A 23,265-nucleotide genomic window follows, 5' to 3' on the forward strand; every position below is an offset into this window, starting at 1 on the left:
GCCGTCAGGCCCCCTCCCGACCGGGAGGGGGCCTTCGCGCGTGGTGGGCGATCCACTTGGGCGTCCGGCCTCGGGAATGATTAGCAGAGGTAATGAGTTAAGGTAACTATCGCCCAGACTGCACTTCCGAGGACCCACTTGCGTACCAAGACTCTGACCACCCAGCTCTCCCGGGCTGAGCTCGTCTCCCTCTCCAACGACATCCGACTGGCCTGCATGCGCATCTCGCGCCGGGTCCGCTTCGAATCCGACCGCGAGCTGCCGCCGCACCAGTACTCCGTCCTCGTCCGCCTCGAGGAGGAGCCGCGCACCAACAGCGAGCTCGCCGACATCGAGCGCGTCTCTGCGCCGAGCATGAAGCGCACCACGAGCGCGCTCGTCGAGCTCGGACTCGTGTCCCGTGCCGACGACCCCACCGACGGCCGGCAGGTGATCCTGTCCCTGACGCCCGAGGGGCTCAAGGTGCTCCGGCGGATCCGCCGGCACCGCGACGAGTGGATGCTCTCGCGCTTCGAGCACCTGACCGACGAGGAGCGCGAGCTGCTCCAGCGCGCGGCCGTCGTGCTGTCGAAGGTGGCGAGCAAGTGAGCCCCACCTTCCACTCGCTCTCCATCCCCAACTACCGCATCTACGCCTCCGGCGCGATCGTCTCCAACGTCGGCACGTGGATGGGCCGCGTTGCCCAGGACTGGCTCGTGCTGACGGTCCTGACCAACCACTCGTCCTCGGCGCTCGGCATCGTCACCGGGCTGCAGTTCCTGCCGTTCCTGCTGCTGGCGCCCTTCGCGGGCATGCTCGTCGACCGCTTCCCCAAGCGTCGGCTGCTCTTCCTGACCCAGAGCGCCCTGCTGCTGACGGCGCTGGCCCTCGCCGTGCTCACCGCCACCGGCGTCGTCCAGCTCTGGCACGTCTACCTGCTCGCCTTCCTCCAGGGCATCGCGACGGCCGTCGACAACCCGGCGCGGCAGACCTTCGTCTCCGAGATGGTCGACAGGGAGCACCTGCCCAACGCGGTCGCGCTCAACAGCGCCTCGTTCAACCTCGGTCGCCTCATCGGCCCGGGCGTGGCGGGCCTGGTCATCGCGTGGTTCGGCCTCTCGCCGGCCCTCTTCGCCAACGCCGCGACCTTCGTCTTCGTGCTCGTCGCGCTGCTGCGGATGAACGCCAGCCTGCTGACCCCGTCGCCGCGGGCCCGGGGCAAGGGGCAGATCCGCCAGGGCCTGCGCTACGTCAAGGGCCGCCCCGACATCGTCCTCGTCATGGCGCTCGTGTTCGTGCTGGGGACCTTCGGCATGAACTTCCAGATCACGATGGCGCTGATGGCCACGAAGGTCTTCGACAAGGGCCCGGGGGAGTACGGCCTGCTCGGCTCGATCATGGCCGTGGGCTCGCTCACCGCGGCCCTGCTGTCGGCGCGCCGGGCCCGGCCGCGGCTTCGCGTGCTGCTTGTGGCGCTGGCCGGCTTCACCATCTCGACCGCCCTGCTCGCGACGGCCCCGAACTACGTGCTCTTCGCCGTCTTCCTCGTGCCGACCGGGCTGTCCGCGCTGACCGCCCTGACCACGGCCAACGCCATGGTCCAGGTCAGCGTCGACCCCGTCATGCGCGGCCGTGTCATGGCCCTCTACATGGCGATCTTCATGGGCGGCACCCCGGTCGGCGCACCGGTGATCGGGTGGATCGGCGACGTGTGGGGACCCCGATGGACGATCGCCATCGGCACCGTCGCGGTCGGCCTGAGCCTCCTGGCAGTGGCCTTGTGGTTCACCCGTAGGCAGAATGTCGCGGTGACCATCCAGACCCAGCGGCGCCCGCGTCTGCGCATCCAGCTCGCCTCGCCCGTGCCCACGACACCCGAGGTGACGAAGTGAGCTTCAAGTTCCGTCACCGGGTCACGGTCGCCGCGCTGGCGCTCTTCCTGCTCATCGCGGTCGTGGCGGCGGTCGTCAACCGCTGATCGCGGGCACGCGCACCGACGACGCACCGAAGCGGCCACCTCATCGAGGTGGCCGCTTCGCCGTTCTCCAGTGCGATCAGCTCGTCCGCGTCAGGGGAGCAGTCCGCCCGACGACGGGCACGTCACGACCTTGTCGACGAGGACGCACACCACCTTGCCCTTGAGGGGGTCGAGCACCCGGACGAGGTTCTTCGGGTCGCCGCTCAGCAGCGGCAGGTGCGGGAGCGCGAGCAGTCGCACGATCTCGGCGGGCAGGGTCGGGGAGGGCACGCCGGGCACGCTGGGCAGGCTCGGCACCGGGACCGTCACCGAGGGCAGCGGGACGCCGGGCACGGAGGGCAGCGGCACGGGCAGGCCCGGTCGGCCCTTGCTCGGCGTCGGGGTCGGCTTGGGGGCAGGGTCGGGCTTCGGCCGAGGTGCCGGCGTCGTGGACGGCTTGCCCGTCTTCGAGGGGGAGGGGGACGGCTTCGCCGAGGAGCGTGGTGTGGGGTCTGCGCTCGACGAAGCCGTCGACTGGGGGGCCGGCGACACGGCATACGCGAATCCGGAGCCGGCGGGGGTGGCCGTGCCGGTGCCTGCGGCGGGGCGCGCGGCGGGCAGCGCGCTCATCGGTACGACGGTGACGCCACGGCGGTAGGCATCGGCGATGGACAGCACGGTGCGGACGTAGCTGTCGGACTGGTTGTAGCGCAGCACGGCCTGGTAGGCGGCCCCCGGCTTGCGCAGGTCGGTCCCGCCCGAACACAGGAGCACACCCGCACCCGTGACCGCGTCGGTGAGGCTCTGCGGGTTGGCCACCCCGTCGCCGTCGGCATCGCGCCCGGCCATCCGCCAAGAGCTCGGGATGAACTGCATCGGGCCGACCGCGCGGTCGAAGACGGAGTCGTGGTCGAGCGAGCCGCCGTCGGTGTCGGTGATGCGCGCCGTGCCGTTGGAGCCGTCGAGGGGGATGCCGATGATGCCGGGTCGGGCGATGCCGCGGGTGTCGAGGACGTTGCCGCCGTACTGCGCGTGGTTGCTCTCCACGCGGCCGATCGCGCCGAGCAGCGCCCAGTCGATGCCGCAGCCGGGCTTGATGCCGTCGAGCACGCCGGCCGCGCGCTGGTAGGCCGCGAGCGCCACCGAGGGGATGCCGTTCGCGTCCAGGCGCACGGGGGCGAGGGAGTCGATGGCCGTGACCGCGCCCTTGGCGTCGGCGGGCACGCCGACCCGGGCGTAGTCGGAGGTGTAGGTCTGGTAGATCGGTGGGAGCTGCATCGGGGCGGGCGCCGGCCCGGCCTGCGGGTAGAGCGGGCTGCCCCCGGTGATGGGCTGGTCGGGCACGGTGATCGCCGACGCCGCTGCAGGTGCCACCGTGTCGTTGCCGCGGGTGGCGGCGAAGGTGATGCCTGCCGTGGCCAGGGCGATGACCGGGACGGCGGCAGCGACCCGGCGCGCGGTGGTGCCCGCGCGGACGATGCGAACCATGGGAACTCCTCGTGCGTCGGCCGCCCCCGTTGGCGGTCTGGACGGTCAACGAGGCACGTACCCCGAAGGTCACGCCCGCCCGGCACACGCATACGAGAAGGCGCGGCGACCCGCCTACGGGTGCCGCGCCTTCTGGCCGTGGGGCCTCAGCCCAGCTGGGAGACCACGTGGTCGATGGCCTGCGTCAGCCGGGTGACGTCGTCCGGCTCCACGGCGGGGAACATCGCGATGCGCAGCTGGTTGCGGCCGAGTTTGCGGTAGGGCTCGACGTCGACGATCCCGTGGGCGCGCAGGGTCGCGGCGACGACGGCGGCGTCGACGGACTCGTCGAAGTCGACGGTGCCGACGACCTGTGACCGGGCGGCCGGGTCGGCCACGAACGGGCTCGTCCAGGGGGTCTGCTCGGCCCAGTCGTAGAGACGACTCGAGGACTCCTTCGTGCGGGCGACGGCCCAGTCGAGGCCCCCGTTGCCGAGCATCCACTGCAGTTGGCTGTCGAGCAGGGCCAGCGTGCTGATGGCGGGGGTGTTGTAGGTCTGGTCCTTGCGGGAGTTGTCGATCGCCGTCGGCAGGCTGAAGAAGTCGGGGACCCACCGGCCCGACGCGGTGATCTCATCCACGCGGTCGAGGGCGGCGGGCGAGAAGGCCGCGAGCCACAGGCCGCCGTCGGACGCGAAGCACTTCTGCGGCGCGAAGTAGTAGACGTCGGCCTGCGTGATGTCGACCGGCAGACCACCGGCTCCGGACGTCGCATCGATGAGCACGAGCGCGTCGTCGTCGGCGCCGTCGACCCGCCGCACGGGCGCCATGACCCCGGTGGAGGTCTCGTTGTGCGGCCACGCATACACGTCGACGCCGGCCTCGGCGTGGGGCGCCGCCAGCGTGCCGGGCTCGGCTGTGACCACCGTCGGCTCGCCCAGGAAGGGGGCCGAGCGCGTGACCGAGGCGAACTTGCTCGAGAACTCACCGAACGCCAGGTGCTGCGCGCGCTCACGTACGAGGCCGAAGGCGACGATGTCCCAGAACGCCGTCGAGCCGCCGTTGCCGAGGACGATCTCGTAGTCCTCGGGCAGCGAGAAGAGGTCACGCAGGCCCTGGCGTACTCCGGCGACGAGGTGGCGGACCGGCGCCTGGCGGTGCGAGGTGCCGAGGACCGTGCGGCCGAGCGAGGCGAGGTGGTCGAGCTGCTCGGGGCGCACCTTGGAGGGCCCGGAGCCGAAGCGTCCGTCGGCCGGGAGCAGCTTGGCCGGGATCGAGACGGGCTTGGTCACTGCGGGGGCTTCGGTCACGGCGCCCATTCTCACCCCGGTGCCCACGTGGTGGACAGCCGTGCTCGGTCTCTGGACGCCGATGCGCCAGGCGGCAGGGGTTGTCCACAGGCCCGCAGCGGGAACGGACCGTCGCGGGCCACGCTGGTCCGATGGACCTCGAGCAGCTCGCCGACCGTGACGTCGTCAGCGCCGCCCGCCTCACCAGAGCCGGGAGCGGAACGGGCACCATCGCTGCCGCCGTGCGCGCCGGCGACCTGACGCCGCTGCTTCGCGGGTGGTATGCCGTCCGCCCCGTGCGCGACGCCCGTGACCTCCACTGGCTGCGCACCGTCGCGGCCTGGCACCGGTTCGGGGGTCGGGCGCTGATCAGTCACCAGTCCCTGCTGGTCGCGCAGGGCCTTCCCGACTACCGCCTCGATCTCGGCACCATCCACCTGACCCGCCGTGGGCCCGGGCCCACGCGCAACGGCCACGACGTGAAGATCCATCGCGCGCTGCCGGGCCTGCCGCCGGTCGCCGTCTTGTCCGACCGGGTGCCGACCGCGGTGGGCATCGTGCAGGCCGGGCTGGAGGGCGTGCCGCTCAGTGCCCTCGTCGCGGCCGACGCAGCCCTTCGGCGTGGGCTCGTGACCGAGGAGGAGCTGGACTCGGCGTGCCGGCTGCTCGGAGGATGCCGCGGCATCGGCCCGGTGCGGGCGATCCTGCGCGAGGCCGATCGCCGTGTCGGGTCACCGGGGGAGAGCGTGATCGGCCACCGGTTGCGCGCGCTGGGGCACGCCCTCGACCCACAGTTCGAGGTGGCGACTGACCTCGGCGCGAGGTTCGCAGACTTCCGCATCAAGGGCACCCGGGTGCTCGTCGAGTTTGATGGTGCGGAGAAGTACGTCGACCGCGGAGCCGCCTTCGAGGAGAAGAGGCGCGAGGACGCGATGCGCCGGAAGGGCTGGTTCTTCGCCCGGTACGTGTGGCGAGAGCTCGATGACATCCCGCTCATCCGGGGCCGGGTGGAGCAGGCCCTGGCCGACTCCCGGCGCTGGGCGGCGTGAGTCAGGGGTGGCCGGTCCGTGTGGAAGTGCGCTCTCGCCGCAGGAGTGCGCGTTGCAACGCGCACTCCTGCGCCGGACGCGCACCTACGGAGCGGAGGCGCACTCCTGCGCTGGCTCAGTGGGCGATGTCGGGCGTCCACCCGGCGACGTCCTCGGGCTTGCGAGGTCCCTCACCGATGTAGCGCGACGACGGCCGGATGAGCCGACCGGTCTTCTTCTGCTCGAGGATGTGCGCCGACCAGCCGGCCGTGCGCGCGCACGTGAACATCGGGGTGAACATCGACGCCGGCACCTCGGCGAAGTCGAGGATGACCGCCGCCCAGAACTCGACGTTGGTCGCGAGCACCCGGTCGGGGCGGCGGGCCTGCAGCTCGGCGAGCGCGGCCTTCTCGAGCGCGGCGGCCGCCTCGTAACGCGGGGCGCCGAGGCGCTCGCACGTCGCGCGCAGCACGCGGGCCCGCGGGTCCTCGGCCCGGTAGACGCGGTGGCCGAAGCCCATCAGCCGCTCGCCGCGGTCGAGGACACCCTTGACGTATGCCGTCGCGTCGCCCTGCTCCTCGACGCCGTCGAGCATGTGGAGCACCCGCGAGGGCGCCCCGCCGTGCAGCGGACCCGACATGGCACCGACCGCGCCGGACAGGGCGGCCGCAACGTCGGCGCCCGTCGAGGTGATGACGCGGGCCGTGAAGGTCGAGGCGTTCATGCCGTGCTCGGCGGCCGAGACCCAGTACGCGTCGACGGCCTCGACGTGCTTGGGGTCGGGCTCGCCGCGCCAGCGGATCATGAACCGCTCGGTGATGGTCCGGGCCTTGTCGACCTCCTTCTGCGGCACCATCGGCTTGTCGAGCCCGCGGGCGGACTGGCCGACGAACGACAGCGCCATGACGGCGGCCCGGGCGAGGTTGTCGCGCACCTCGTCGGCGTCGATGTCGAGCGTCGGCTTGAAACCCCACACGGGCGCGAGCATGGCGAGCGCGGACTGGACGTCGACGCGTACGTCCCCGGTGTGCACGGGCAGCGGATAGGGCTCGGCGGGCGGCAGGCCCGGGTCGAACTCGTTGTCGACGAGCAGGCCCCACACGTGGGCGAAGTCGACGTGCCCGACGAGGTCGTTGATGTCGACGCCGCGATAGCGCAGCGCCCCGCCCTCCTTGTCGGGCTCCGCGATGGTGGACTCGAAGGCGATGACACCCTCGAGGCCGGGCTTGAAGTCGGGGTCGGGCGTGCTGTCGGCCATGTCGATCCTCGCTGTCCAGGCGGTACCACCGCGGTGTGGAGACCCAGCGGCAGCCGAGGGCCCGCGTGTCGGCTCTGGCTGCCAGACTCACCGTATGCCGTCAGCCGCCGACCAGACGATCTTTGGTGACGCACTTTTCAGCACCCGAGACCAACATCACGACGGGGTGCGCTTCGAGGGCACCGACTTCACCGGCGCGCACGCCGAGGGGCACACCTTCCTCGAGTGCTCGCTCGTCGGTGCCACGCTCGACGAGGCGCACCTGGCGGGCTCGCGCTGGTCCGAGTGCGAGTGGGAGCGCGTCGGTGGCGTGGGCCTGAACCTCGCCGAGGCGAGCATCGTCGAGACCACGGTCGAGGGCTGCCGCCTCGCCGCGGTCTCCGCCTGGAGTTCGACGTGGCGCGACGTCACGGTCCGCGGCGGCAAGGTGGACTTCCTCAATCTCCGTGGGGCCCGGCTCAAGGACGTCGCGTTCGTCGACTGCGTCGTCGGGGAGCTCGACCTTCAAGAGGCAAGCATCGACGGGCTGACCTTCGAGGGGTGCACGCTGGTCGCGCCGACCTTCGGCCGGGGGACGTATGCCGGCCTCGACCTCTCCGGGGCCACGCTCCGTTCGCCGGTGGGGCTCGCCGCCCTCAAGGGCGCGACGTTGAGCCGGACGCAGGTCATCGACCTGGCCGACGCGCTGGCCGCCGAGCTCGGCATCCGAGTGGCGGACTGACTCCCCGAGCTCAGTTGATCTGGTTGGGCCTGCCCCGGCGCAGGGCCGTGGCCGCGGCGTCGCGGGCGCGGTCGGTGGCGCTGAGCCTGTCCTGCGGGCGGATGCGCTTGGTCAGGTCCGCGCCGGCGGCGAGCGTCGTCAGGGGCAGGTCGATCTCCGGGTGCACGGCGACCGGCTCGTCACCGTTGAAGACGAGCCAGTGGGCGGCGTCGCCCTTGTAGACCTTGAGGATGCTGCCGTCGGTGAGTGAGGTCGCATGGCTCATCGCGAGCCGTCGGGCACGCTCGCTGGAGACGGCCTTGTTGACGGCGTCCTTGGCCGGCTCGCGCAGTGCCTGGGTGGCCACCCAGATCTGGGGGCCGTACTTGATGCCGAGCTTGAGGGTCTGGGTCACGAGCTTGCCCTTGCCTGCCATGGGCCAACCCTAGTCTGACCTCATGGACACCCCAGCCTCCCGACGACCGTCCGCCGCTGCCGGTGCGCCGGACGGTCTCGCCGCCGTACGCCGCGTCGACTACTCCGGCGACGGGCTCGTCGAGTCCGACGTCTCCGACTCCCCGTTCCTGCAGGCGCGAGAGTGGATCGACGCCGCCGTGGCCGCCGCGGCCGAGCGCGAGGACGTCCCCGAGCCCACCGCGATCTCCGTCGCGACCGTCGACCCCTCCGGCGCCCCCGACGTGCGCACCGTGCTCATGCGCTTCTTCGACGAGCGCGGACCCGGCTTCGTGACCAACCTCGACTCGGCCAAGAGCCGGCACCTCAGGGCGAACCCCCGGGTGGCGGCGGCCCTGACGTGGCCGTCCCTCTACCGCGCCATCCGTTTCCGGGGCACGGCGCAGCTCGTCGAGCGGGACGAGGTCGAGGCCTACTTCGACTCGCGGCCCTACGGCTCGCGTCTGTCGGCGTGGGCGTCGGACCAGTCGAGCCCCGCCGCCGACCGGGCCGAGCTGGAGCGCCGGTGGCAGGAGGTGCTCGAACGCTTCCCCGACACCGGGGGAGCACACGACGTGCCGGTGCCGGACTTCTGGGGCGGCTGGCGGGTGCGCTGCGACGAGGTCGAGTTCTGGGCCGGTCGGCGCAACCGCCTGCACGACCGCATCGTCTTCCGCCGCACGGGCGAGGGCGACCTCGCGGACGCCTCGGCCTGGGAGCGGCTGCGGCTGCAGCCCTGACTTGGAGCGGGACAGGGAACAGGGCAGTCCGACGAGGTCGGACTGCCCTGCTTCATCCTTGGTGTGGATGGGGCGCGACTATCGCGTGGCCACCTCACACGGTCCGGAAGAAATCACTTCTCGGATCACCTCCCTTCGGTCTCGACCCTTCGACGTTACGTCGCGGTGTGGCGGGGCGGCAAGACCATTTACGCCGAATGTCGTCGAGCTTGCGCCGTGGCGTACGTCCGGTCGGTCGGCAGGCGGATGACGGTGCCGGACCGACGCGGCGCGGCGACGCCTCCGAGGACCAGGAGGAGCAGCACCGCCAGCTCGAGGTAGGTCGCGTAGCTCGCGACGGCGGCGTACAGCGCCCTGCCGCGGTCGAAGTCCACGCCGAAGAGCACGGCCAGGACAGCGGCAGCCACGAAGCCGGCCGCCCAGAGCCGCGCAGGGGTGGCCCACGGGACCCGCGCCTCGAACGACGCGGAGGCGTCCGGGGCCACCCGCGGAAACAGCGCCACCCAGACGACGTAGCCCATCGACTGGGCGAAGGCGAACACGACCAGCACCCGGACGGCGACCGCCGGGCTCGTTCCAGGGGGAGCCAGCGAGGCCAGCACGGAGTGGCCGTCACCCACGACGCTGCGCACGATGCCCGGGTCGGCGCTGAACCCCGAGCGCCCTGCGCCGGCGAGGAGGGCGAGGGGCACGACGACGGCCCAGAGCACCTGCACGGCCCGGAAGGCGAGACGCCCGCGCGGCGAGGTGATGCGACGCGACCAGTCCCAGAGGAAGAGCAGGGGCGCGAGCAGGTGCAGGTGCGTGAGCACGAGGAAGTAGTAGGAGGGGAACGCCAATGACGCGGCGGCCACAGGGGCCAACGCGGCCCAGGCCACGACCCGCCGTCGGCCCGCGAGCCCGTGGTACGCGGCGACGCCGAGGACCGCGCAGCCGAGGACGATCTCGGCCAGCCGCCCCGAGCCAGGCGCCACGCCGGCGATCAGCCTGCAGCCGGCCACCCCGGTGACGAGCACGGCGAGCAGGTGGAGGAACGGCCGGGTCAACAGCCCCGAGAAGCGGCCGACGAGATAGCGGAGCTCGAGGACGACGCCGAGCAGCCCGAAGAGGATGAGGCCCACGACCGCCGTGGCCATCGGTGCCGCGGACGCCAGCAGCAGGGCTGCCACGGCGGCGGCGAGCACCAGCAGGGTCACGGTGCGCGATCGCAGCACCGGCCCCGTCTCGGTCGTCACCTCGCCGCCAGTCACCCGCCCATGCTGTCGACGGCCCGGCGGTGCGGCCACCCGAGTAACCCGATCGTTAGGGTCCTGTGGCGTGACCGAGACTCAGTCGGAGAGCCCGCGACAGGGGGCCGGCAGCCTGCGCGCGATCGCGCTGTCCGCGTACGGCCCGACATTGCTCGGCTCGATGGGTGCGGGCGCGGTCACGCCCATCGTCGCCGTGTCGGCGCGCGAGCTGGGCGCCTCGGTCGGGACGGCCGCCCTGCTCGTGGCCATGCTGGGCGTGGGTCAGCTCCTCGGCGACCTGCCCTCGGGCGCGCTCGCCGCGCGCATCGGGGAGCGCCGGGCGCTGCTCATCGCGGCCGTCGTCGAGGCCGTCGGGATGGTGCTCGCCGCCCTGGCCGGCGGGCTTGTCGTGCTCTTCGCCGGCGTGCTCGTCGTCGGGCTGGCCGGCTCCCTCTTCGGGCTCGCGCGGCAGGCCTACCTGACCGAGGCCGTCCCGGTCGCGATGCGCGCGCGGGCGCTGTCGACGCTCGGCGGGGTCAACCGCATCGGCTCCTTCGTCGGTCCGTTCATCGGCTCGCTCGTCATCGTGCGCTGGGGGACGGAGTCGGCGTACGCCGTCGGCGGGGTCGCGAGCACGGCCGCCTTCGTCCTCGTCCTCCTCGCCCCCGACATCACCGCGCAGGCGCACCGGGTCGTCGGGCGCGGCGTCCCGCGCAGCGTGGCGTCCGTGCTGCTGCAGCACCGCCACGTGCTGCTCACGCTCGGCACCGGCGCGATGTGCGTGGCCGGGGCCCGTGCGATCCGGGAGGCGCTCATCCCGCTCTGGGCCGAGTCGGTGGGCTTCTCGCCCGCGCAGACCTCGCTCGTCTTCGGCGTGGCCGGCGCCATCGACATGGCGCTCTTCTACCCCTCGGGGTGGTTGATGGACCGCTACGGCCGGGTCGCGGCGGCGGTGCCGAGCATGGTCGTGCTGGGGCTGGGGATGGCCGTGCTGCCATTCGCCACGAGCCTCGTCGCCGTCACCGCGGCTGCGTCGGTGCTCGGGCTGGGCAACGGCCTGGGCGCGGGACTGATCATGACCCTGGGCGCCGACGCGTCACCGGCTGACGGCCGGGCGCAGTTCCTCGGCGGCTGGCGCCTGTGCGCCGACGTGGGAAGGGCAGCGGGCCCGTTGGCGTTGTCCGGGCTGAGCGCCGTGCTCTCGCTCGGCGCGTCCGCGGTCGTCCTCGGCGCGGGCGCCCTCGTCGGGGCCGGCTGGCTGCGCATCTGGGTGCCGCGACACGACCCCACCCGGGCACCGGCGCCGGGCGGGCTCTGACCGCTGCCCGACTCTGAGAGGGTATGACCGTGACCGACCTGATCGACACCACCGAGATGTACCTCCGCACCATCTTCGAGCTGGAGGAGGAGGGCATCGTGCCCCTCCGCGCCCGCATCGCCGAGCGTCTCGGCCACTCGGGCCCCACGGTGTCGCAGACGGTGGCGCGCATGGAGCGCGACGGCCTCGTCGCCGTCACGGGCGACCGTCACCTGGAGCTGTCCGAGCGCGGCCGCCTGCTGGCCACCCGCGTCATGCGCAAGCACCGCCTCGCCGAGCGCCTCCTCGTCGACGTCATCGGCCTCGAGTGGGAGTACGCCCACGACGAGGCCTGCCGGTGGGAGCACGTCATGTCCGAGAAGGTCGAGCGCAAGATCCTCGGCCTCATCGGGGAGGGCCTCGAGTCGCCGTACGGCAACCCGATCCCGGGTCTGGCCGAGCTCGGCGTGGAGCAGGAGCAGGACTTCCTCGCCGGGCTGCGCACCTTGGCTGCCGTCGTGGGCGACGACCCGTCCGTCGTGACGATCCGGCGCATCGGCGAGCCGGTGCAGGTCGATCCCGAGGCGCTCGCGCTGCTGACCAGCGCCGGTGTCGTGCCCGGCGCGCGGGTCGAGGTGGTGCGCGAGGGAGGCCGCGTCCTGGCAGTCCGGGAGGGCGGCGAGCCGTCCGCCGGGGTGTCGCTGCCCGACGACGTCGCGGTCCACGTCTTCTGCCAGGCCGCCTGACCTCGTTTACGCGATCCCGGAAAAGTCTTTGACTTCCCGTGTCCTGAACGTGACAACCGATGGGGTGCTTGGGTACGGTTGGCCCCACTTGCTCTCCCCGTCGAGCAGGTGCCCCGGGTCGGACCGCCTAGTCCTGCCATCGACCCGAGGCTCGGCACGAACCGCATGGCAGGAGCGGGGGAACCACTTTCTGCGGACGTCGTGAGACGTCCTCGGGGTGAAGCCCTCCGTGGACCGATATCGGTCCGAGCGAAGGCCGGGCTAGTACCTCCAGCCCGAACCCGACAGCTCACCTCGCCGGCGTCGAGAGGTCAAACGTGGCTCAGAACGTTCCCGGGCGCCACCGCGCCCCCGGTCGCTTCAGCGCGCTCGCGGAGCTGAAGACGATCGCCAAGGAGTCTGCCCAGCCCGCCGTCAAGGGTGCCGCCATCGTGGCCGCCTCCGGTGGACTCGTCGCCTCGTTCGCCGGCACGGCGAACGCCGCCGACGGATCGAGCAGCGTCGTGGCGGCCCCGGCCGCCGTCGGTCCCGCGGCCGGCACCCTCACGGCAGGCAACGCCCTGTCGGCCATCGGCTTCGCCAAGCCCGCGCTCAAGCAGGCCAAGGCCGCGCCGGTCGTCATCGAGGACATCGCGGTGAAGACCCAGCGCGCCGAGCAGAAGGCCGCCGAGGAGGCTGCGACCAAGGCCGCCGCGGACCGCCAGGCCGCCTCGCAGCGGGTGTCGCGCTCCGCCGAGCGGGTTGCCCTGAACCCCGCCCCGGCTGCGGACTCCGCTCCGGCTCCCGCCCCCAGCGCCTCCGGCATCGTCGGCATCGCCCAGTCGCTGTTCGGCATCCCGTACGTCTACGGCGGCACCACCCCGTCCGGCTTCGACTGCTCGGGCTTCACCTCCTACGTCTACCGCCAGGCGGGCATCTCGATCCCGCGCACGGCGTCCGCGCAGCAGGCGGCGGCGACCCGGGTCAGCAGCCCGAGCCCCGGTGACCTGGTCTTCTTCGGCTCGCCGGCCTACCACGTCGGCATCTACGTCAGCCCCGGCCGCATGATCGACGCGCAGCGTCCCGGCACCACGACCGGCAACCACTCGATCTGGACCACGCCGTCCGGCTACGGCCGCTTCTGAGCGCCGCCTCTCGCACACACGCCCTGTGCCCCCACCGCATCGCGGTGGGGGCACAGCGCGTTCCCCGGCTCGTCCCGTGGCCCGTGGTTGACTGACGTGATGACCGTCCAGCCTGCCGCAGAGTCCACGACCCACATCGAGCTCGACCTCTGGAGCGACCTGGTCTGCCCCTACTCGTGGGTGGCCAAACGCCGTCTGCAGGCCGCCATCGCGGCCTTCGAGCGTCCGCACGACGTGACGGTGCGCCTGCGCGCCTTCGAGCTCGACCCCGACGTCCCGGTTGGCGGGTCGGTGCCGGTGCGCGAGCACCTGTCGGTGCGCTACGGCGGGGGAGACGCGGGAACCGGGCGGCTGATGAACGCCAAGGCGTCCGAAGAGGCCCAGGCCGACGACCTCGTCTTCGACTGGGACCGTGCGGTGCGGGCCAACACCTTCGACGCTCACCGGCTGTGCGCCCTGGCCGGTGAGATGGGTGGGCCGGCCCTGCGCTCTGCCGCCGACGAGCGCTTCCACGCCGCCCACTTCGGCGAGGGCCTGGCCATCGACGACCACGAGGTCCTCCAGCGCCTCGCCGCCGAGTGCGGCCTCGACGAGCGGCGGGTGGCTGCCGTCCTCGCCTCGGACGAGTACGCCGAGCAGGTGCGTGCCGACGAGCGCGAGGCGCGGTCGATGGGGGTCACCTCCACGCCCTTCGTCCTGGCCAACGGGTATGCCGCCCTGTCGGGTGTGAGGCCCGTCGACGACTACCTGGCCCTCCTTCGCGGCGTCGCCACGCAGTCCGTCTGACGGGGTCCGTCGGCCGACGGGGTCACGGCGGCCCGCGGCGGCATGACGTGACGGCGGCGCCCGCTACGGGGCCGCCTGACCCGGGGACGGCGGGAGGGCGGCATACGCCCTCGCGGTGTCGAGCAGGTCGGGTGGGCCCTCGTCGACCGGGACCACCTGGCTGAGGCGGGTCAGCTCGATGACTGCGCGGATCGGAGCGGCGCGGGGGACCACGAGGCGCAGCTCCTGGCGGCGGTCGCGCAGCCGCTCGGCGAGGCGGAAGAGGGAGGCGACCGCGGCGCTGTCGAGGAAGGTCGTGCCGGTCAGGTCGAGCACGGCGAGGGTGACCTGCTCGGGGACCGAGTGGCTCACCCCGTCGGTCACGGCGCGCGCGTTCGACAGGTCGAGCTCGCCGATGACCCGGACCACCGCGGTGGTGCCCACGCGGGCCGTGTCGACCTTGGCGAGGTCACTCACCGGACGCCCCCGACCCGCCCGGGGCCTCGGGCCCGCCGGTCGTGGGGGAGGCCACCGGGATCCGCCGGCGCAGGCGCACCGTGGTGCCGTCTGCCGTGTGCTCGACGACGACCTCGTCCATGAGGGCGTGGATCAGCTGCAGGCCCCACCCGCCGCCGCGCTCGGCAGGCCGGCGCCAGCGGCCCTCGTCACCCACCACGATCTCCAGGGTGCCGCCCTCCAGGCGCGCCTCGACGGCGAGTGCACCGGGCGCCGGGTCGCCGCTGTACGCGTGCTGGACGACGTTGGCGCAGGCCTCGCCACAGGCGACGAGCACCTCGCCGGCCGGCTCCTCGGGCACCCCGGCGCGGGCGAGCCAGCGGCGCATCGCGCTGCGGAGCTGCACGAGGTTGCGCGCCTCCGCGGGCAGGCGCAGACGCAGCTCACCGTCCACCGTCGGCAGCTGGCGCACGGCCAGGACGGCGACGTCGTCGGAGACGTGCGCGTCGTCGAGCAGGGTGTGCAGCAGGCGGTCGCAGAGCGTCTCGAGGTCGTCCTCACTGTCCTCGCCGGGGGCGGCGCAGACCTCGGTCGTCAGGCGTTCGATGCCGTCGAGCAGCGAGGCGCCCCGCCGCTCGACCAGGCCGTCGGTGTAGAGCAGGAGGGTCGCACCGGGGGGCAGGATCGCCGTGTCCTCGGTGAACGAGCTGTCCGGTGTGACGCCGATCGGAGGGGCGAGAGCCTCGGAGAGGCGGGTGGCCGCCCCGTCGGCGACGACGAGCGGAGGCGGGTGGCCGGCGTTGGTCCACCTCAGCTCGCAGGTCGTCGGATCGAGCACGAGATAGACGAGGGTCACCATCTCCGGCTCGGGCAGGCGAGCGACGAGCCGGTGCACGCCACGCATCACGGCCTTGGGGGACGGGTCCTGCAGGGCGTAGGCGCGGAGGGCCATCCGGACCTGGACCATGGTGGCAGCCGCCCGCAGGCCGTGGCCGGCGACGTCGCCCACCGCCAGCCCGACGAGGCCGCCGGGCAGCTGCACGACGTCGTACCAGTCGCCGCAGACCTGCACGTCGTCCGTCGCGGCCACGTAGCGGGCGGCGAGCGAGATCCCGGGCACGTGGGGGAGGCTGTCGGGCAGGAGGCTGCGCTGCAGGGTCTCGGCGACGTCGTGCTCGTGCCGGGCTCGGGTCCCCTCGTGGCTCAGCAGCTCCTGGGCCCGCGAGCGCTCCTCGATCTCCTGGACCAGGCGGGCGTTGGCGGCCGAGAGCTGTCGGGTGCGCTCCTCGACCCGGTGCTCGAGCTCGGCGGCGGCGGTCGCGAGCGCGGCCGCCGCCTGCACACGCTCGCTCACCAGCGCGGCGAGGAAGAACGAGGTGAGGGCGACACAGGCGTTGAAGGCCTGCAGGATGAGCATCTGCTGGAGAAGGGTCCGGCCGGCGAACTGGCCGAGGCCCTCGGCCGCCGACCAGGTGGTTACCGTGGAGGCCACGAGGGCGGCGGGTGCGGCACCGCGCAGCTGGAGTCGCCACGCCGCCCAGCCGAGGACCGGCAGGGAGAGGAACAGCACGGGCAGCCGCATCAACGCTGCGGCGGTCACGGCGGCCGTGGTCAGCACGAGGACGACTGCGGCTTGCAGCCACTGGCGCGGCGCCCACGAGCGCTGCTCGCGGAAGAGTGGGAGACACAGCAGGAAGGGGGTGAACGCCAGCACCCCCATGGCGTCACCCGTCCACCAGACGGCGAGCGTGGTCGGCACCTGACCGCTGGTGATCGAGCCGGATGCGAGGAGGACCGTGGTCCCGATGGTGGCGCTGACCAGCATGCTGCCGAGGGCCCCGATGAAGACGATGGCGACCGCGTCGGCCTGCCGGTCGAGCTGCCTGCGGAAGCCCACCCGTCGAAGCAGTGTGACGGCCAGCACGGGGGCCAGGGTGTTGCCGACCGCGATGCCGACTGCGGCGGCCAGTTCGGCACTGATCGGGACGTTGACGGCGAAGGCGGCCACGGCGATCACCGGCCACATCGAACGTCCGTAGACGAGCAGCGCGGCGACGGCGACGCCGGTCGGTGGCCAGAGCGGGGTGACGTCGTTGCCCACGAGCGAGAGTCGCAGGCCCAGCCGGGCGCTCAGGTAGTACGCGGCGCCGATCCCCAACGCCACCACCACGCGGCGCGTGGGTGTGGACCCGGCTGGCGCATCCGCGTCCGAGGGTGACTCGGTCGTCACCACGCCCGCCGTCATCGCTGGGAGCAGTTCGGCTGCACGCGCCCCGCCATGGGCACGACTCTAGGAGAGGAATGCGGTCGTGGCGAGAGCCGCTCGGCCGGTAGGCGGACGGTCGGGGGCGTATGCCGTGTGTCCGGCCACACGGCATACGTCCTCGGGTGCTTTGGCGCGGGTCCTACGCGTCGCGGGGGTAGTCGTCGTCGTCGCCCGGGACGACCTCGTGCTGCTCGAGCCGGTCGGCCTCGTCCGCCTCGTCGGCGGGCTCCGAGGGGAGGGTGTCGGAGGAGTCCGACACGGCCTCGGCGTCGGGCGCGGCGGGCGGGTCGACGGGCGCCTGCTGCTCGAGGAGGTCGGCCTCGGGGACGTCGTCGTGGTCGGGGTGCGGTGCGGTCACGTGCTCCTCCTTCTCGGTCACGGCCTCTTGTCTCAGCATGGCACGAGTGGTATATGAAATCTATGGCGCACGCCATAGATCGCACGAGGCGATCGTGGCCCTCCGAGGAGCATCACGCAGACGATGGAGGTGAACATGATGCTGATGCGCACTGATCCCTTCCGAGAGCTGGACCGACTCACCCAGCAGGTGCTGGGCACCGGCGGCTCCTACGCCCGGTCGTCACTCATGCCGATGGACGCCTGGCGCGACGGCGACACGTTCCATGTCGAGTTCGACCTCCCGGGTGTGGCCCCGGACGGCATAGACCTCGACGTCGAACGCAACGTCGTGACGGTCAAGGCCGAGCGGCGGCCGCGCTACGACGAGAAGCAGCTCATCGCCGCCGAGCGGCCCTTCGGCGTCTTCAGCCGGCAGCTGGTGCTCGGCGACAACCTCGACACCGACCACATCGAGGCCGCCTACGACGGCGGGGTGCTGACCCTGACGATCCCCGTCGCCGAACAGGCCAAGCCCCGCAAGATCGAGATCAGCGCAAACCCCGAGGACCGGCAGGCCATCGGCGCCTGACAGGGGGTGACGCGACACCGGAAGGCAGGTGGTGGCGCAGGACAGGTCGACGGACGAAGGAGCTCCCCGGTCGGTGCGTTCGCAACTCGCGCGCCTGACGCTCGAAGCGCGACGCCCACGCCTTGACGGCGTATCGGTTCGCACCGGCCGGGGTCATGGGAAGAGAAGATGGTTCGCGGTCCCGGCCGATCGCTCGCGACCGGCCGGGACCCTTCATGACAGGGAGGACTCGCCGTCGATGACCGGACGGCCGGACCTGTATGCCGTGCTCGGGGTGGCTCCGGACGCCACCCAGGAGCAGATCCGGCGCGCCTACCGCTCGCTGGTGCGACGCCACCACCCGGACACCCGGGGCGAAGGTGGCGAGGGTGGGGGCGCCGCCGAGGGCGCCGCCGAGGGTGACCGGGCGCTGCAGCGGGCCATCGGAGCGTATGCCGTGCTCGGGGACCCGCAGACGCGTGCCGACTACGACCGGTTGCGTTCAGGCTCGCGCGCCGACGGGTCGGCCCGCGGGGCCCAGATCGAGGTGCGCCGCCGTGAGCGCGGGGAGGGGGCCGACGACGAGCGGGCGGCTGGCGTCGCACGCCCGGCGATTCGCGTCGGGCCCGTGCGCTGGCATCGTGGCTAGCAGTCTCGGTGGCCCGACGGGATGAACAGCCCGGCCAGGCGAGCGGCGGGGGCGCCGGCGCTGAAATCCTGCTCGCACTGCTTAGAAAAGCGTGTGGTGCCCCTGTAGGCCTTCGGTTGATGGACGACGTCGCTGGGTCGGTTGATCCTTGACACTCGTTGTCGTCATTGTCTCGTGCGGTTCTTGCTCGTGGCACCCCCGAGCGGAGCCTTGTTGCGGACCGGGCCGCTGCTCTCGCGCTTGACCGTGCGCAGCAGCTCGTTGCCGATCCAAAACTGTAAGGTGTCCGGTCCGACGTGCACGTCGCAGCGTTCCCCGGCGCGGTGCTTGCCGACCGAGACCTGGCCCAGGACACGCACACCACACCGACCGTGGAGACCTTCCGGGCGACCCATTCGGGCCCGCTGCGATTCGGCTCCACGGCCGCCGGCCGCCGGGGTGCCCCGGCATACCGGTGCGCCGGGGTGTCCATGCCCAGGCCCTGGTGGGGCCGGTCCGTGTTGTAGGCCGCCACCCAGGCATCCAGACGGGCCTGGGCATCGGCGAGGGTGTCGAACACCGCCTCGCTGAGGAACTCGGCCCGCAGCGAGCGGTGGAACCGCTCGATCTTGCCGGTCGTGGTCGGCGAGCGGGGCTTGGTCAACAGGTGCTCGATGCCGTTGCGGCGACAGATCGCATCGAAGAGCACCTCGACCGGTGGCGTGTTGAACCGGCCGGTGAAGACCTTCCCGTTGTCGGTCAGCACCTGCTCGGGCACCCCGTAGGTGTTCAGAGCCAGGGTGAACGCGTCACACACCGGCTGGGTCCGCTCCCGCGGCATCAGCCGGGCGCTGACACAGAACCGGGAGTAGTCATCGACCCCGGTCAGGCACTTGAGCGTGCTGCCGTCCCGCAGCAGGATCCCGCCCACGACATCGAGCTGCCACAGCTCGTTCGGGCGGGCCCGTTCCCACCGCTTCCACTCCCGTTGCCGTCGACGACGACCCGCCGGATCGATCAGCGCAGCCCGCCGCAGCGCCCGGTACACGCCCGACTCACTCGCCGACAGTCCCTGCCGCTTCAGCTCGTGCACGATCCGCCGCGCGCCCCATCCCGGATGCCGACGCCGCGCCTCCAGGACCGCGACCTCGACCTCCGGCTCCATCTGATGCGGACAGCTCAACGGCCGATGCGACCGGTCGACCAGCCCCTCCAAGCCAGCCCGCTCGTACCGCGACAGCCACGCATGCAGGGTCTGCCTCGAGACACCCCACGCCGCAGCCACCTCGGACACCTGCCGGCCATCCCCGATGACCGCCAGCACCGCCTTGTACCGTTGCTCGGCCACGCTCAACTCCTTCATCAGGAGAGCGTCAAGGATCAACCGAAGCAGCTGTCAACCCTCAGCCAGAACATCGTCAAGCATCAACCGAAGCCCGAATGTCAGCAATCAGGCGGAGCCATACAAAGCGTGTGGTGCCCCCGGCAGGATTCGAACCTGCGACACCCGCTTTAGGAGAGCGGTGCTCTATCCCCTGAGCTACGAGGGCGGGGCATGGCTGAAACCCTCGATGCAAACCTCGCTGTGACGAGGCCTCCTGGGCAGGCCAACGGGTGACAGGTTACTGGACTGGCACGGCGGTCCGGCGCATGGCTGCCGGCCACGACGACGACGGGGACTCTGGGCGGCCAGGAGGGCACTCTCGGGAGCAGTGAGGAGCGAACGGCAAGGCCAGCGACTTCGCACGCGACACGACTGCACTGCAAGCGGCATCCAAGCGCAGGTCCCCTCGGCGGTGATGTGGCAGAGGACTCATGCGCCTCGGTGACGCGGTGCACCAGCAGGGCTGCAGCGCCTCTCCTACAGGCCGAGGGCTGCGACGGCCTCGATCTCGACGAGCTGGTCGGGATAGCCGAGCACGGTCACGCCCTGCAGGGTGCTCGGGACCTCGTGGTCCGCGAACGCGTCGTGCACGACGGTCCACGCGGCGACGAGGTCCTCACGGGCCGTCGTGGCGACGAGCACGCGCGTGTAGATGACGTCCCGCATGGTCGCGTCAGCCGCCGCCAACGCCGCGGTGAGGTTGGTGAGGCACTGCCGTGCCTGGGCGGCGATGTCCCCGGGTGCCACGGTGGCACCCTCCGCGTCGAGCGGGCAGGACCCCGCCAGGAAGACGAGGCGGGCAGCCCCCGTGGTCGTGGCGGCATACGCGTAGGGAGCGGTATCGGTCAGAGCGTCCGAGCGGATCAGCCGGACGGTGCTGTCTGGTTGCGTCACGTCGTCGAACCTAGCGACGAACGGTCCAGTGGAGTGGCGACCGACTGCGGCTAGTGTCAGTCGGCGTGATCGTATGGCTCAACGGCACCCACGGGGCAGGCAAGACGACGACCAGCGCGCTCCTTCAGCCGCTGATCCCGGAGACACGGATTCTCGACGCAGAGAAGGTCGGCGAGACCCTCATGGACGTCACGCCCGGGCTTCCCGACACGGACAACTTCCAGCACTGGCCGCCATGGCGCCCGCTCGTGGTGGAAACCGCTCGCCGCGTCCTCGACTACACCGGCGGCACCCTGGTGATGCCCATGACCGTGCTGGTCGAGCAGTACTGGCGCGAGATCAGCGCGGGCCTGGCCGCCCACTCCATACCGGTTCGCCACTTCGTGCTCCACGCCGACGCAGAGACACTGCGACGACGCATCAATGACGACACGGTGCTGGGGCCATCACTCTTTCGCATGCAGTACCTCGAGGCGTATGCCGAGGCCGCAGCCTCCTGGCTGCACGACGAGGCCGAGGTCATCGACACCACGGACAAGACGCCGAAACAGGCTGCGCTGCTCATCGCCGAGGCGCTCAACCAGTGACGACCACGACGGGGGTCGCCCAGCCCGTCACGCGCAGTTCGTGGCAGATGACGGAGGCTGCGCCATCTTCTCGAACGACTCCCTGTGCCCGGCATCGTCGGTGAAGGTCGCCAGGTCGCCGGTCCGCACCACACGCCCAGGCTGAGCCGGATTCCGCCAGCCGGATGGGGGATTCCCGTCCTCGGCCAACGGTCCGTCCAGTCGCTCGAACCAGTCGTCACCGATCCGCAGGTAGCGGATGCCGCAGTGGGTCGGCAGCTCCACGGCCGTGGTTCCATCCGTCGAGGTCATCGACGGCGACTGCTCGGCGGTGCATCCCGCGCACACCATGGCGCTCACGATCATGGCCCCGACCAGTCCTTGCACCGTTCGCATCGCTTTCCCCTGTCTCTGGATTCTGTTCGAGGACAGCATCTCGCTCGGCGTACGGCCTTGACGCTGAGACCGAGCCGGGCGGCGCCTACTGACGCGTAACCAATGAACGGCTCGCCTCGTTTCGTCTGGTGTCGTAGCTGTGCACTTCTCTCGAATCGGGTCGCCATGTCTCGCTCTCACGTGCCTGTCCGCTCCTCCGTCACCGTGGCCGGCTGCGCGGTGGTGCTCGCCGCTGGCCTCACCGTCGTCGCCTCGTCCACGGGCTCGGCCCTGACGCTTCCCTCGCCGGTCACGTCGTCCACGCCGACCGCTGCAGGTGCTCCCACCCTGCCGGGCGTCTCGGGGCTCGTCGGCCGGGTCACCGCTCCGTTGACGTCCTCGACGTCGCCCGGGTTGCCGGCCGTCCCGCCGCTCCCGGCCGGTTCGCCCACCTCGCTCCCGTCGCTGCCGGCGCCGCCGTCAGCCCCGTCGCTCGGAGCTGTCGGCTCGGGGGTCAAGTCCGGCCTCGCCGCGGCCAAGTCGAAGGCAGCCGGCACGCCGCTGGCCACCGCCGTCCCGGGCGCCGGCCCCGGCGGTGTGCTGAAGCTCGGCGTTAATGCCGCGCCGCTGGCGACCGCGTGCGCGCAGGTGACCGGCAGCGGCACGGCCGTCGCCAACACCACCCTGACCGTCGCCGGCCACAACGTGAGCGCGCCTGTCGTGCAAGCGCTTCCGGGTCTCCTGGCCGAGTGCCCGCGCGGCTCCGTGCCGAAGAGCCCGGGCCTCGACGCGTCCGTCTCCGGCCTCGTCGGCGCCTGCGTGCGCGTCACGCCGAAGGCGCCGCTCCACGCCAGCGTGCTCGTGCTGGACACCGAGCTCATCCGGACCCTGACCCGCTCGGGTGTGCCCCTCCAGCAGGCCGTCGTCCCGTGCCCGGCCGGGGCCGCCCACGTCGTCGGCGGCAGCCCCGCTGGCAACCATGGCGGCGCGGCGGGAGCCGGCACTGCCGCCCGCCCGACCGGTTCGAAGAGCAGCGCCGCCGGCGCTGCCGCCGGCCACGGCTCGGCCAAGGGGTCCGGCGCGGCCTGCGCCCCGGGCGGCGCCGACGGCACGTCCCTCGACGCCCGCACCACCGCGGCCGGCATCCTGCCGCACGACGCGCCCCAGGCGCTGCCGTGGCTGCTGCTCGCCCTCGCCCTCGTCGGCCGTCGCCGGCTGGGGCGGATGGTCACCGCGCTGCGGGGTGCTCGCTCGGCCGGCTGATCAAGCCGAGGACCACGTAGTGGAACCCGCCGCCCCCTGGGGGCGGCGGGTTCCACACGTGATCAGAGCGTGAGCTTGTTGAGCGTGAACGTGGTGGGCGTGCCGGTGTAGGCGACCTCGAAGCCGTACTCGACCTCGCCGAGGACCTGGGAGGAGCGCAGCCAGCCCTTGGAGACGGCCCACTGCAGGACGTGGGCGATGTCGACGCTGCCCTTGTTGGTGACGGTGTCGCGGATGAACCACAGTCCGGTGCCGGCGCTGTTGCGGTAGGCGTGGTAGGCGATGCCGTCGATGGTGACCTGGACGCCGCCGTACTGCTGGTACCAGTACTGCCAGTTCATGGTCCAGTTGTTCCAGATCATGACCTCGGTGCCGTAGTTGTCCAGCCACAGGTCGTACGCGGCGTTCCACTGCTTGCCGGAGGTGGGGACGGTGCCGCCGCCGGTGGGGGTGGTGACGTCGTAGCTCGAGGGCAGGGTGGTGAGGCTGCTGAG

General features: G+C 72.0%; 24 protein-coding genes, 1 tRNA gene, 1 pseudogene and 1 riboswitch. Of the genes and pseudogenes, 13 read left to right on the forward strand and 13 right to left on the reverse strand.

Going from position 1 to position 23,265, the window contains the following annotated elements:
• Window positions 1-138 precede the first annotated feature (138 nt).
• The gene (locus tag AB0316_RS14525) at window positions 139-588 is read left to right on the forward strand and encodes a MarR family transcriptional regulator (protein WP_366273730.1); all 450 of its coding nucleotides are present in this window, start codon (window positions 139-141) and stop codon (window positions 586-588) included.
• A complete protein-coding gene (locus AB0316_RS14530) occupies window positions 585-1,871 on the forward strand; it encodes an MFS transporter (protein ID WP_366273731.1) in 1,287 nt (428 codons plus the stop codon). Before AB0316_RS14525 ends, AB0316_RS14530 begins: the two co-directional genes overlap by 4 nt.
• A gap of 176 nt (window positions 1,872-2,047) precedes the next feature.
• Here the strand turns inward: AB0316_RS14530 and AB0316_RS14535 are convergent, their stop codons facing one another.
• The gene (locus tag AB0316_RS14535) at window positions 2,048-3,424 is read right to left on the reverse strand and encodes a hypothetical protein (protein WP_366273732.1); all 1,377 of its coding nucleotides are present in this window, start codon (window positions 3,422-3,424) and stop codon (window positions 2,048-2,050) included.
• Between the two features lie 146 nt (window positions 3,425-3,570).
• Window positions 3,571-4,695 carry a phosphoserine transaminase gene (gene serC, locus AB0316_RS14540; RefSeq protein WP_366273767.1) on the reverse strand — a complete coding sequence of 375 codons (1,125 nt, stop codon included), beginning with the start codon at window positions 4,693-4,695 and terminating at the stop codon, window positions 3,571-3,573.
• A 149-nt stretch (window positions 4,696-4,844) separates the two neighbouring features.
• Between serC and AB0316_RS14545 the strand changes: the two genes are divergently transcribed.
• On the forward strand, window positions 4,845-5,741 hold the full coding sequence (locus AB0316_RS14545; protein ID WP_366273733.1) for a hypothetical protein: 897 nt from the start codon (window positions 4,845-4,847) through the stop codon (window positions 5,739-5,741).
• 115 nt (window positions 5,742-5,856) lie between these two features.
• On the opposite strand, the gene AB0316_RS14550 is transcribed toward AB0316_RS14545, so the two are convergent.
• Entirely contained in the window at window positions 5,857-6,978 is a 1,122-nt protein-coding gene (locus tag AB0316_RS14550) for a citrate synthase 2 (RefSeq protein ID WP_366273734.1), read from the reverse strand.
• 94 nt (window positions 6,979-7,072) lie between these two features.
• Here AB0316_RS14550 and AB0316_RS14555 point away from each other — a divergent pair, with 94 nt between their 5' ends.
• Window positions 7,073-7,699 carry a pentapeptide repeat-containing protein gene (locus AB0316_RS14555; protein WP_366273735.1) on the forward strand — a complete coding sequence of 209 codons (627 nt, stop codon included), beginning with the start codon at window positions 7,073-7,075 and terminating at the stop codon, window positions 7,697-7,699.
• Between the two features lie 10 nt (window positions 7,700-7,709).
• Here the strand turns inward: AB0316_RS14555 and AB0316_RS14560 are convergent, their stop codons facing one another.
• Window positions 7,710-8,114: a hypothetical protein gene (locus AB0316_RS14560; RefSeq protein WP_366273736.1), complete on the reverse strand. Its 405-nt coding sequence runs from the start codon at window positions 8,112-8,114 to the stop codon at window positions 7,710-7,712.
• Between the two features lie 22 nt (window positions 8,115-8,136).
• On the opposite strand from AB0316_RS14560, the gene pdxH reads away from it, so the two are divergent.
• Window positions 8,137-8,871, forward strand: a complete 735-nt coding sequence (gene pdxH, locus AB0316_RS14565) for a pyridoxamine 5'-phosphate oxidase (RefSeq protein WP_366273737.1) — start codon at window positions 8,137-8,139, stop codon at window positions 8,869-8,871.
• A 188-nt stretch (window positions 8,872-9,059) separates the two neighbouring features.
• Here pdxH and AB0316_RS14570 read toward each other — a convergent pair whose 3' ends face one another.
• A complete protein-coding gene (locus tag AB0316_RS14570) occupies window positions 9,060-10,121 on the reverse strand; it encodes a hypothetical protein (RefSeq protein WP_366273738.1) in 1,062 nt (353 codons plus the stop codon).
• A gap of 67 nt (window positions 10,122-10,188) precedes the next feature.
• Here AB0316_RS14570 and AB0316_RS14575 point away from each other — a divergent pair, with 67 nt between their 5' ends.
• The 4 genes from AB0316_RS14575 to AB0316_RS14590 all read left to right on the forward strand — a co-directional run bounded on the left by AB0316_RS14575 (window position 10,189) and on the right by AB0316_RS14590 (window position 14,053).
• A complete protein-coding gene (locus AB0316_RS14575; RefSeq protein ID WP_366273739.1) occupies window positions 10,189-11,418 on the forward strand; it encodes an MFS transporter in 1,230 nt (409 codons plus the stop codon).
• A 29-nt stretch (window positions 11,419-11,447) separates the two neighbouring features.
• The gene (locus tag AB0316_RS14580; RefSeq protein WP_366273740.1) at window positions 11,448-12,143 is read left to right on the forward strand and encodes an iron dependent repressor, metal binding and dimerization domain protein; all 696 of its coding nucleotides are present in this window, start codon (window positions 11,448-11,450) and stop codon (window positions 12,141-12,143) included.
• Window positions 12,144-12,292: 149 nt separating this feature from the next.
• Window positions 12,293-12,458, forward strand: a riboswitch (cyclic di-AMP (ydaO/yuaA leader).
• Between the two features lie 2 nt (window positions 12,459-12,460).
• Window positions 12,461-13,267: a C40 family peptidase gene (locus AB0316_RS14585; protein WP_366273741.1), complete on the forward strand. Its 807-nt coding sequence runs from the start codon at window positions 12,461-12,463 to the stop codon at window positions 13,265-13,267.
• A 99-nt stretch (window positions 13,268-13,366) separates the two neighbouring features.
• Window positions 13,367-14,053, forward strand: coding sequence for a DsbA family oxidoreductase (locus tag AB0316_RS14590; protein ID WP_366273742.1), 687 nt, complete (start codon window positions 13,367-13,369; stop codon window positions 14,051-14,053).
• 63 nt (window positions 14,054-14,116) lie between these two features.
• Here AB0316_RS14590 and AB0316_RS14595 read toward each other — a convergent pair whose 3' ends face one another.
• From AB0316_RS14595 to AB0316_RS14605, 3 genes are all read right to left on the reverse strand, one after another.
• Window positions 14,117-14,509 (reverse strand): STAS domain-containing protein, encoded by a 393-nt coding sequence (locus AB0316_RS14595; protein ID WP_366273743.1) that lies wholly within the window; start codon window positions 14,507-14,509, stop codon window positions 14,117-14,119.
• On the reverse strand, window positions 14,502-16,718 hold the full coding sequence (locus tag AB0316_RS14600) for a SpoIIE family protein phosphatase (protein WP_366273744.1): 2,217 nt from the start codon (window positions 16,716-16,718) through the stop codon (window positions 14,502-14,504). The genes AB0316_RS14595 and AB0316_RS14600 overlap by 8 nt, the downstream gene beginning before the upstream one ends.
• A 175-nt stretch (window positions 16,719-16,893) precedes the next feature.
• Window positions 16,894-17,151, reverse strand: a complete 258-nt coding sequence (locus AB0316_RS14605) for a hypothetical protein (RefSeq protein WP_366273745.1) — start codon at window positions 17,149-17,151, stop codon at window positions 16,894-16,896.
• Window positions 17,152-17,250: 99 nt separating this feature from the next.
• Between AB0316_RS14605 and AB0316_RS14610 the strand changes: the two genes are divergently transcribed.
• Together AB0316_RS14610 and AB0316_RS14615 are read left to right on the forward strand one after the other, a co-directional pair.
• The gene (locus AB0316_RS14610; protein ID WP_366273768.1) at window positions 17,251-17,682 is read left to right on the forward strand and encodes an HSP20 family small heat-shock protein; all 432 of its coding nucleotides are present in this window, start codon (window positions 17,251-17,253) and stop codon (window positions 17,680-17,682) included.
• Window positions 17,683-17,920: 238 nt separating this feature from the next.
• Entirely contained in the window at window positions 17,921-18,310 is a 390-nt protein-coding gene (locus AB0316_RS14615; RefSeq protein WP_366273746.1) for a J domain-containing protein, read from the forward strand.
• A 164-nt stretch (window positions 18,311-18,474) separates the two neighbouring features.
• Here AB0316_RS14615 and AB0316_RS14620 read toward each other — a convergent pair.
• The 3 genes and pseudogenes from AB0316_RS14620 to AB0316_RS14630 all read right to left on the reverse strand — a co-directional run bounded on the left by AB0316_RS14620 (window position 18,475) and on the right by AB0316_RS14630 (window position 20,567).
• A pseudogene (locus AB0316_RS14620) lies at window positions 18,475-19,652 on the reverse strand (IS481 family transposase).
• Between the two features lie 111 nt (window positions 19,653-19,763).
• A tRNA-Arg gene (locus tag AB0316_RS14625) sits at window positions 19,764-19,839 on the reverse strand.
• Between the two features lie 311 nt (window positions 19,840-20,150).
• A complete protein-coding gene (locus AB0316_RS14630) occupies window positions 20,151-20,567 on the reverse strand; it encodes a RidA family protein (protein WP_366273747.1) in 417 nt (138 codons plus the stop codon).
• A 65-nt stretch (window positions 20,568-20,632) separates the two neighbouring features.
• On the opposite strand from AB0316_RS14630, the gene AB0316_RS14635 reads away from it, so the two are divergent.
• Window positions 20,633-21,154 (forward strand): AAA family ATPase, encoded by a 522-nt coding sequence (locus AB0316_RS14635; RefSeq protein ID WP_366273748.1) that lies wholly within the window; start codon window positions 20,633-20,635, stop codon window positions 21,152-21,154.
• Window positions 21,155-21,181: 27 nt separating this feature from the next.
• On the opposite strand, the gene AB0316_RS14640 is transcribed toward AB0316_RS14635, so the two are convergent.
• The gene (locus AB0316_RS14640) at window positions 21,182-21,499 is read right to left on the reverse strand and encodes a hypothetical protein (RefSeq protein WP_366273749.1); all 318 of its coding nucleotides are present in this window, start codon (window positions 21,497-21,499) and stop codon (window positions 21,182-21,184) included.
• A gap of 195 nt (window positions 21,500-21,694) precedes the next feature.
• On the opposite strand from AB0316_RS14640, the gene AB0316_RS14645 reads away from it, so the two are divergent.
• Window positions 21,695-22,771 (forward strand): MYXO-CTERM sorting domain-containing protein, encoded by a 1,077-nt coding sequence (locus tag AB0316_RS14645; RefSeq protein WP_366273750.1) that lies wholly within the window; start codon window positions 21,695-21,697, stop codon window positions 22,769-22,771.
• A 62-nt stretch (window positions 22,772-22,833) separates the two neighbouring features.
• Here AB0316_RS14645 and AB0316_RS14650 read toward each other — a convergent pair.
• Window positions 22,834-23,265, reverse strand: a 432-nt coding sequence (locus tag AB0316_RS14650; RefSeq protein WP_366273751.1) for a hypothetical protein, incomplete at its 5' end; no start/stop codon positions are given.

The sequence above is a fragment of the Terrabacter sp. NPDC080008 genome, from assembly GCF_040702505.1.
GTDB lineage: Bacteria > Actinomycetota > Actinomycetes > Actinomycetales > Dermatophilaceae > Terrabacter.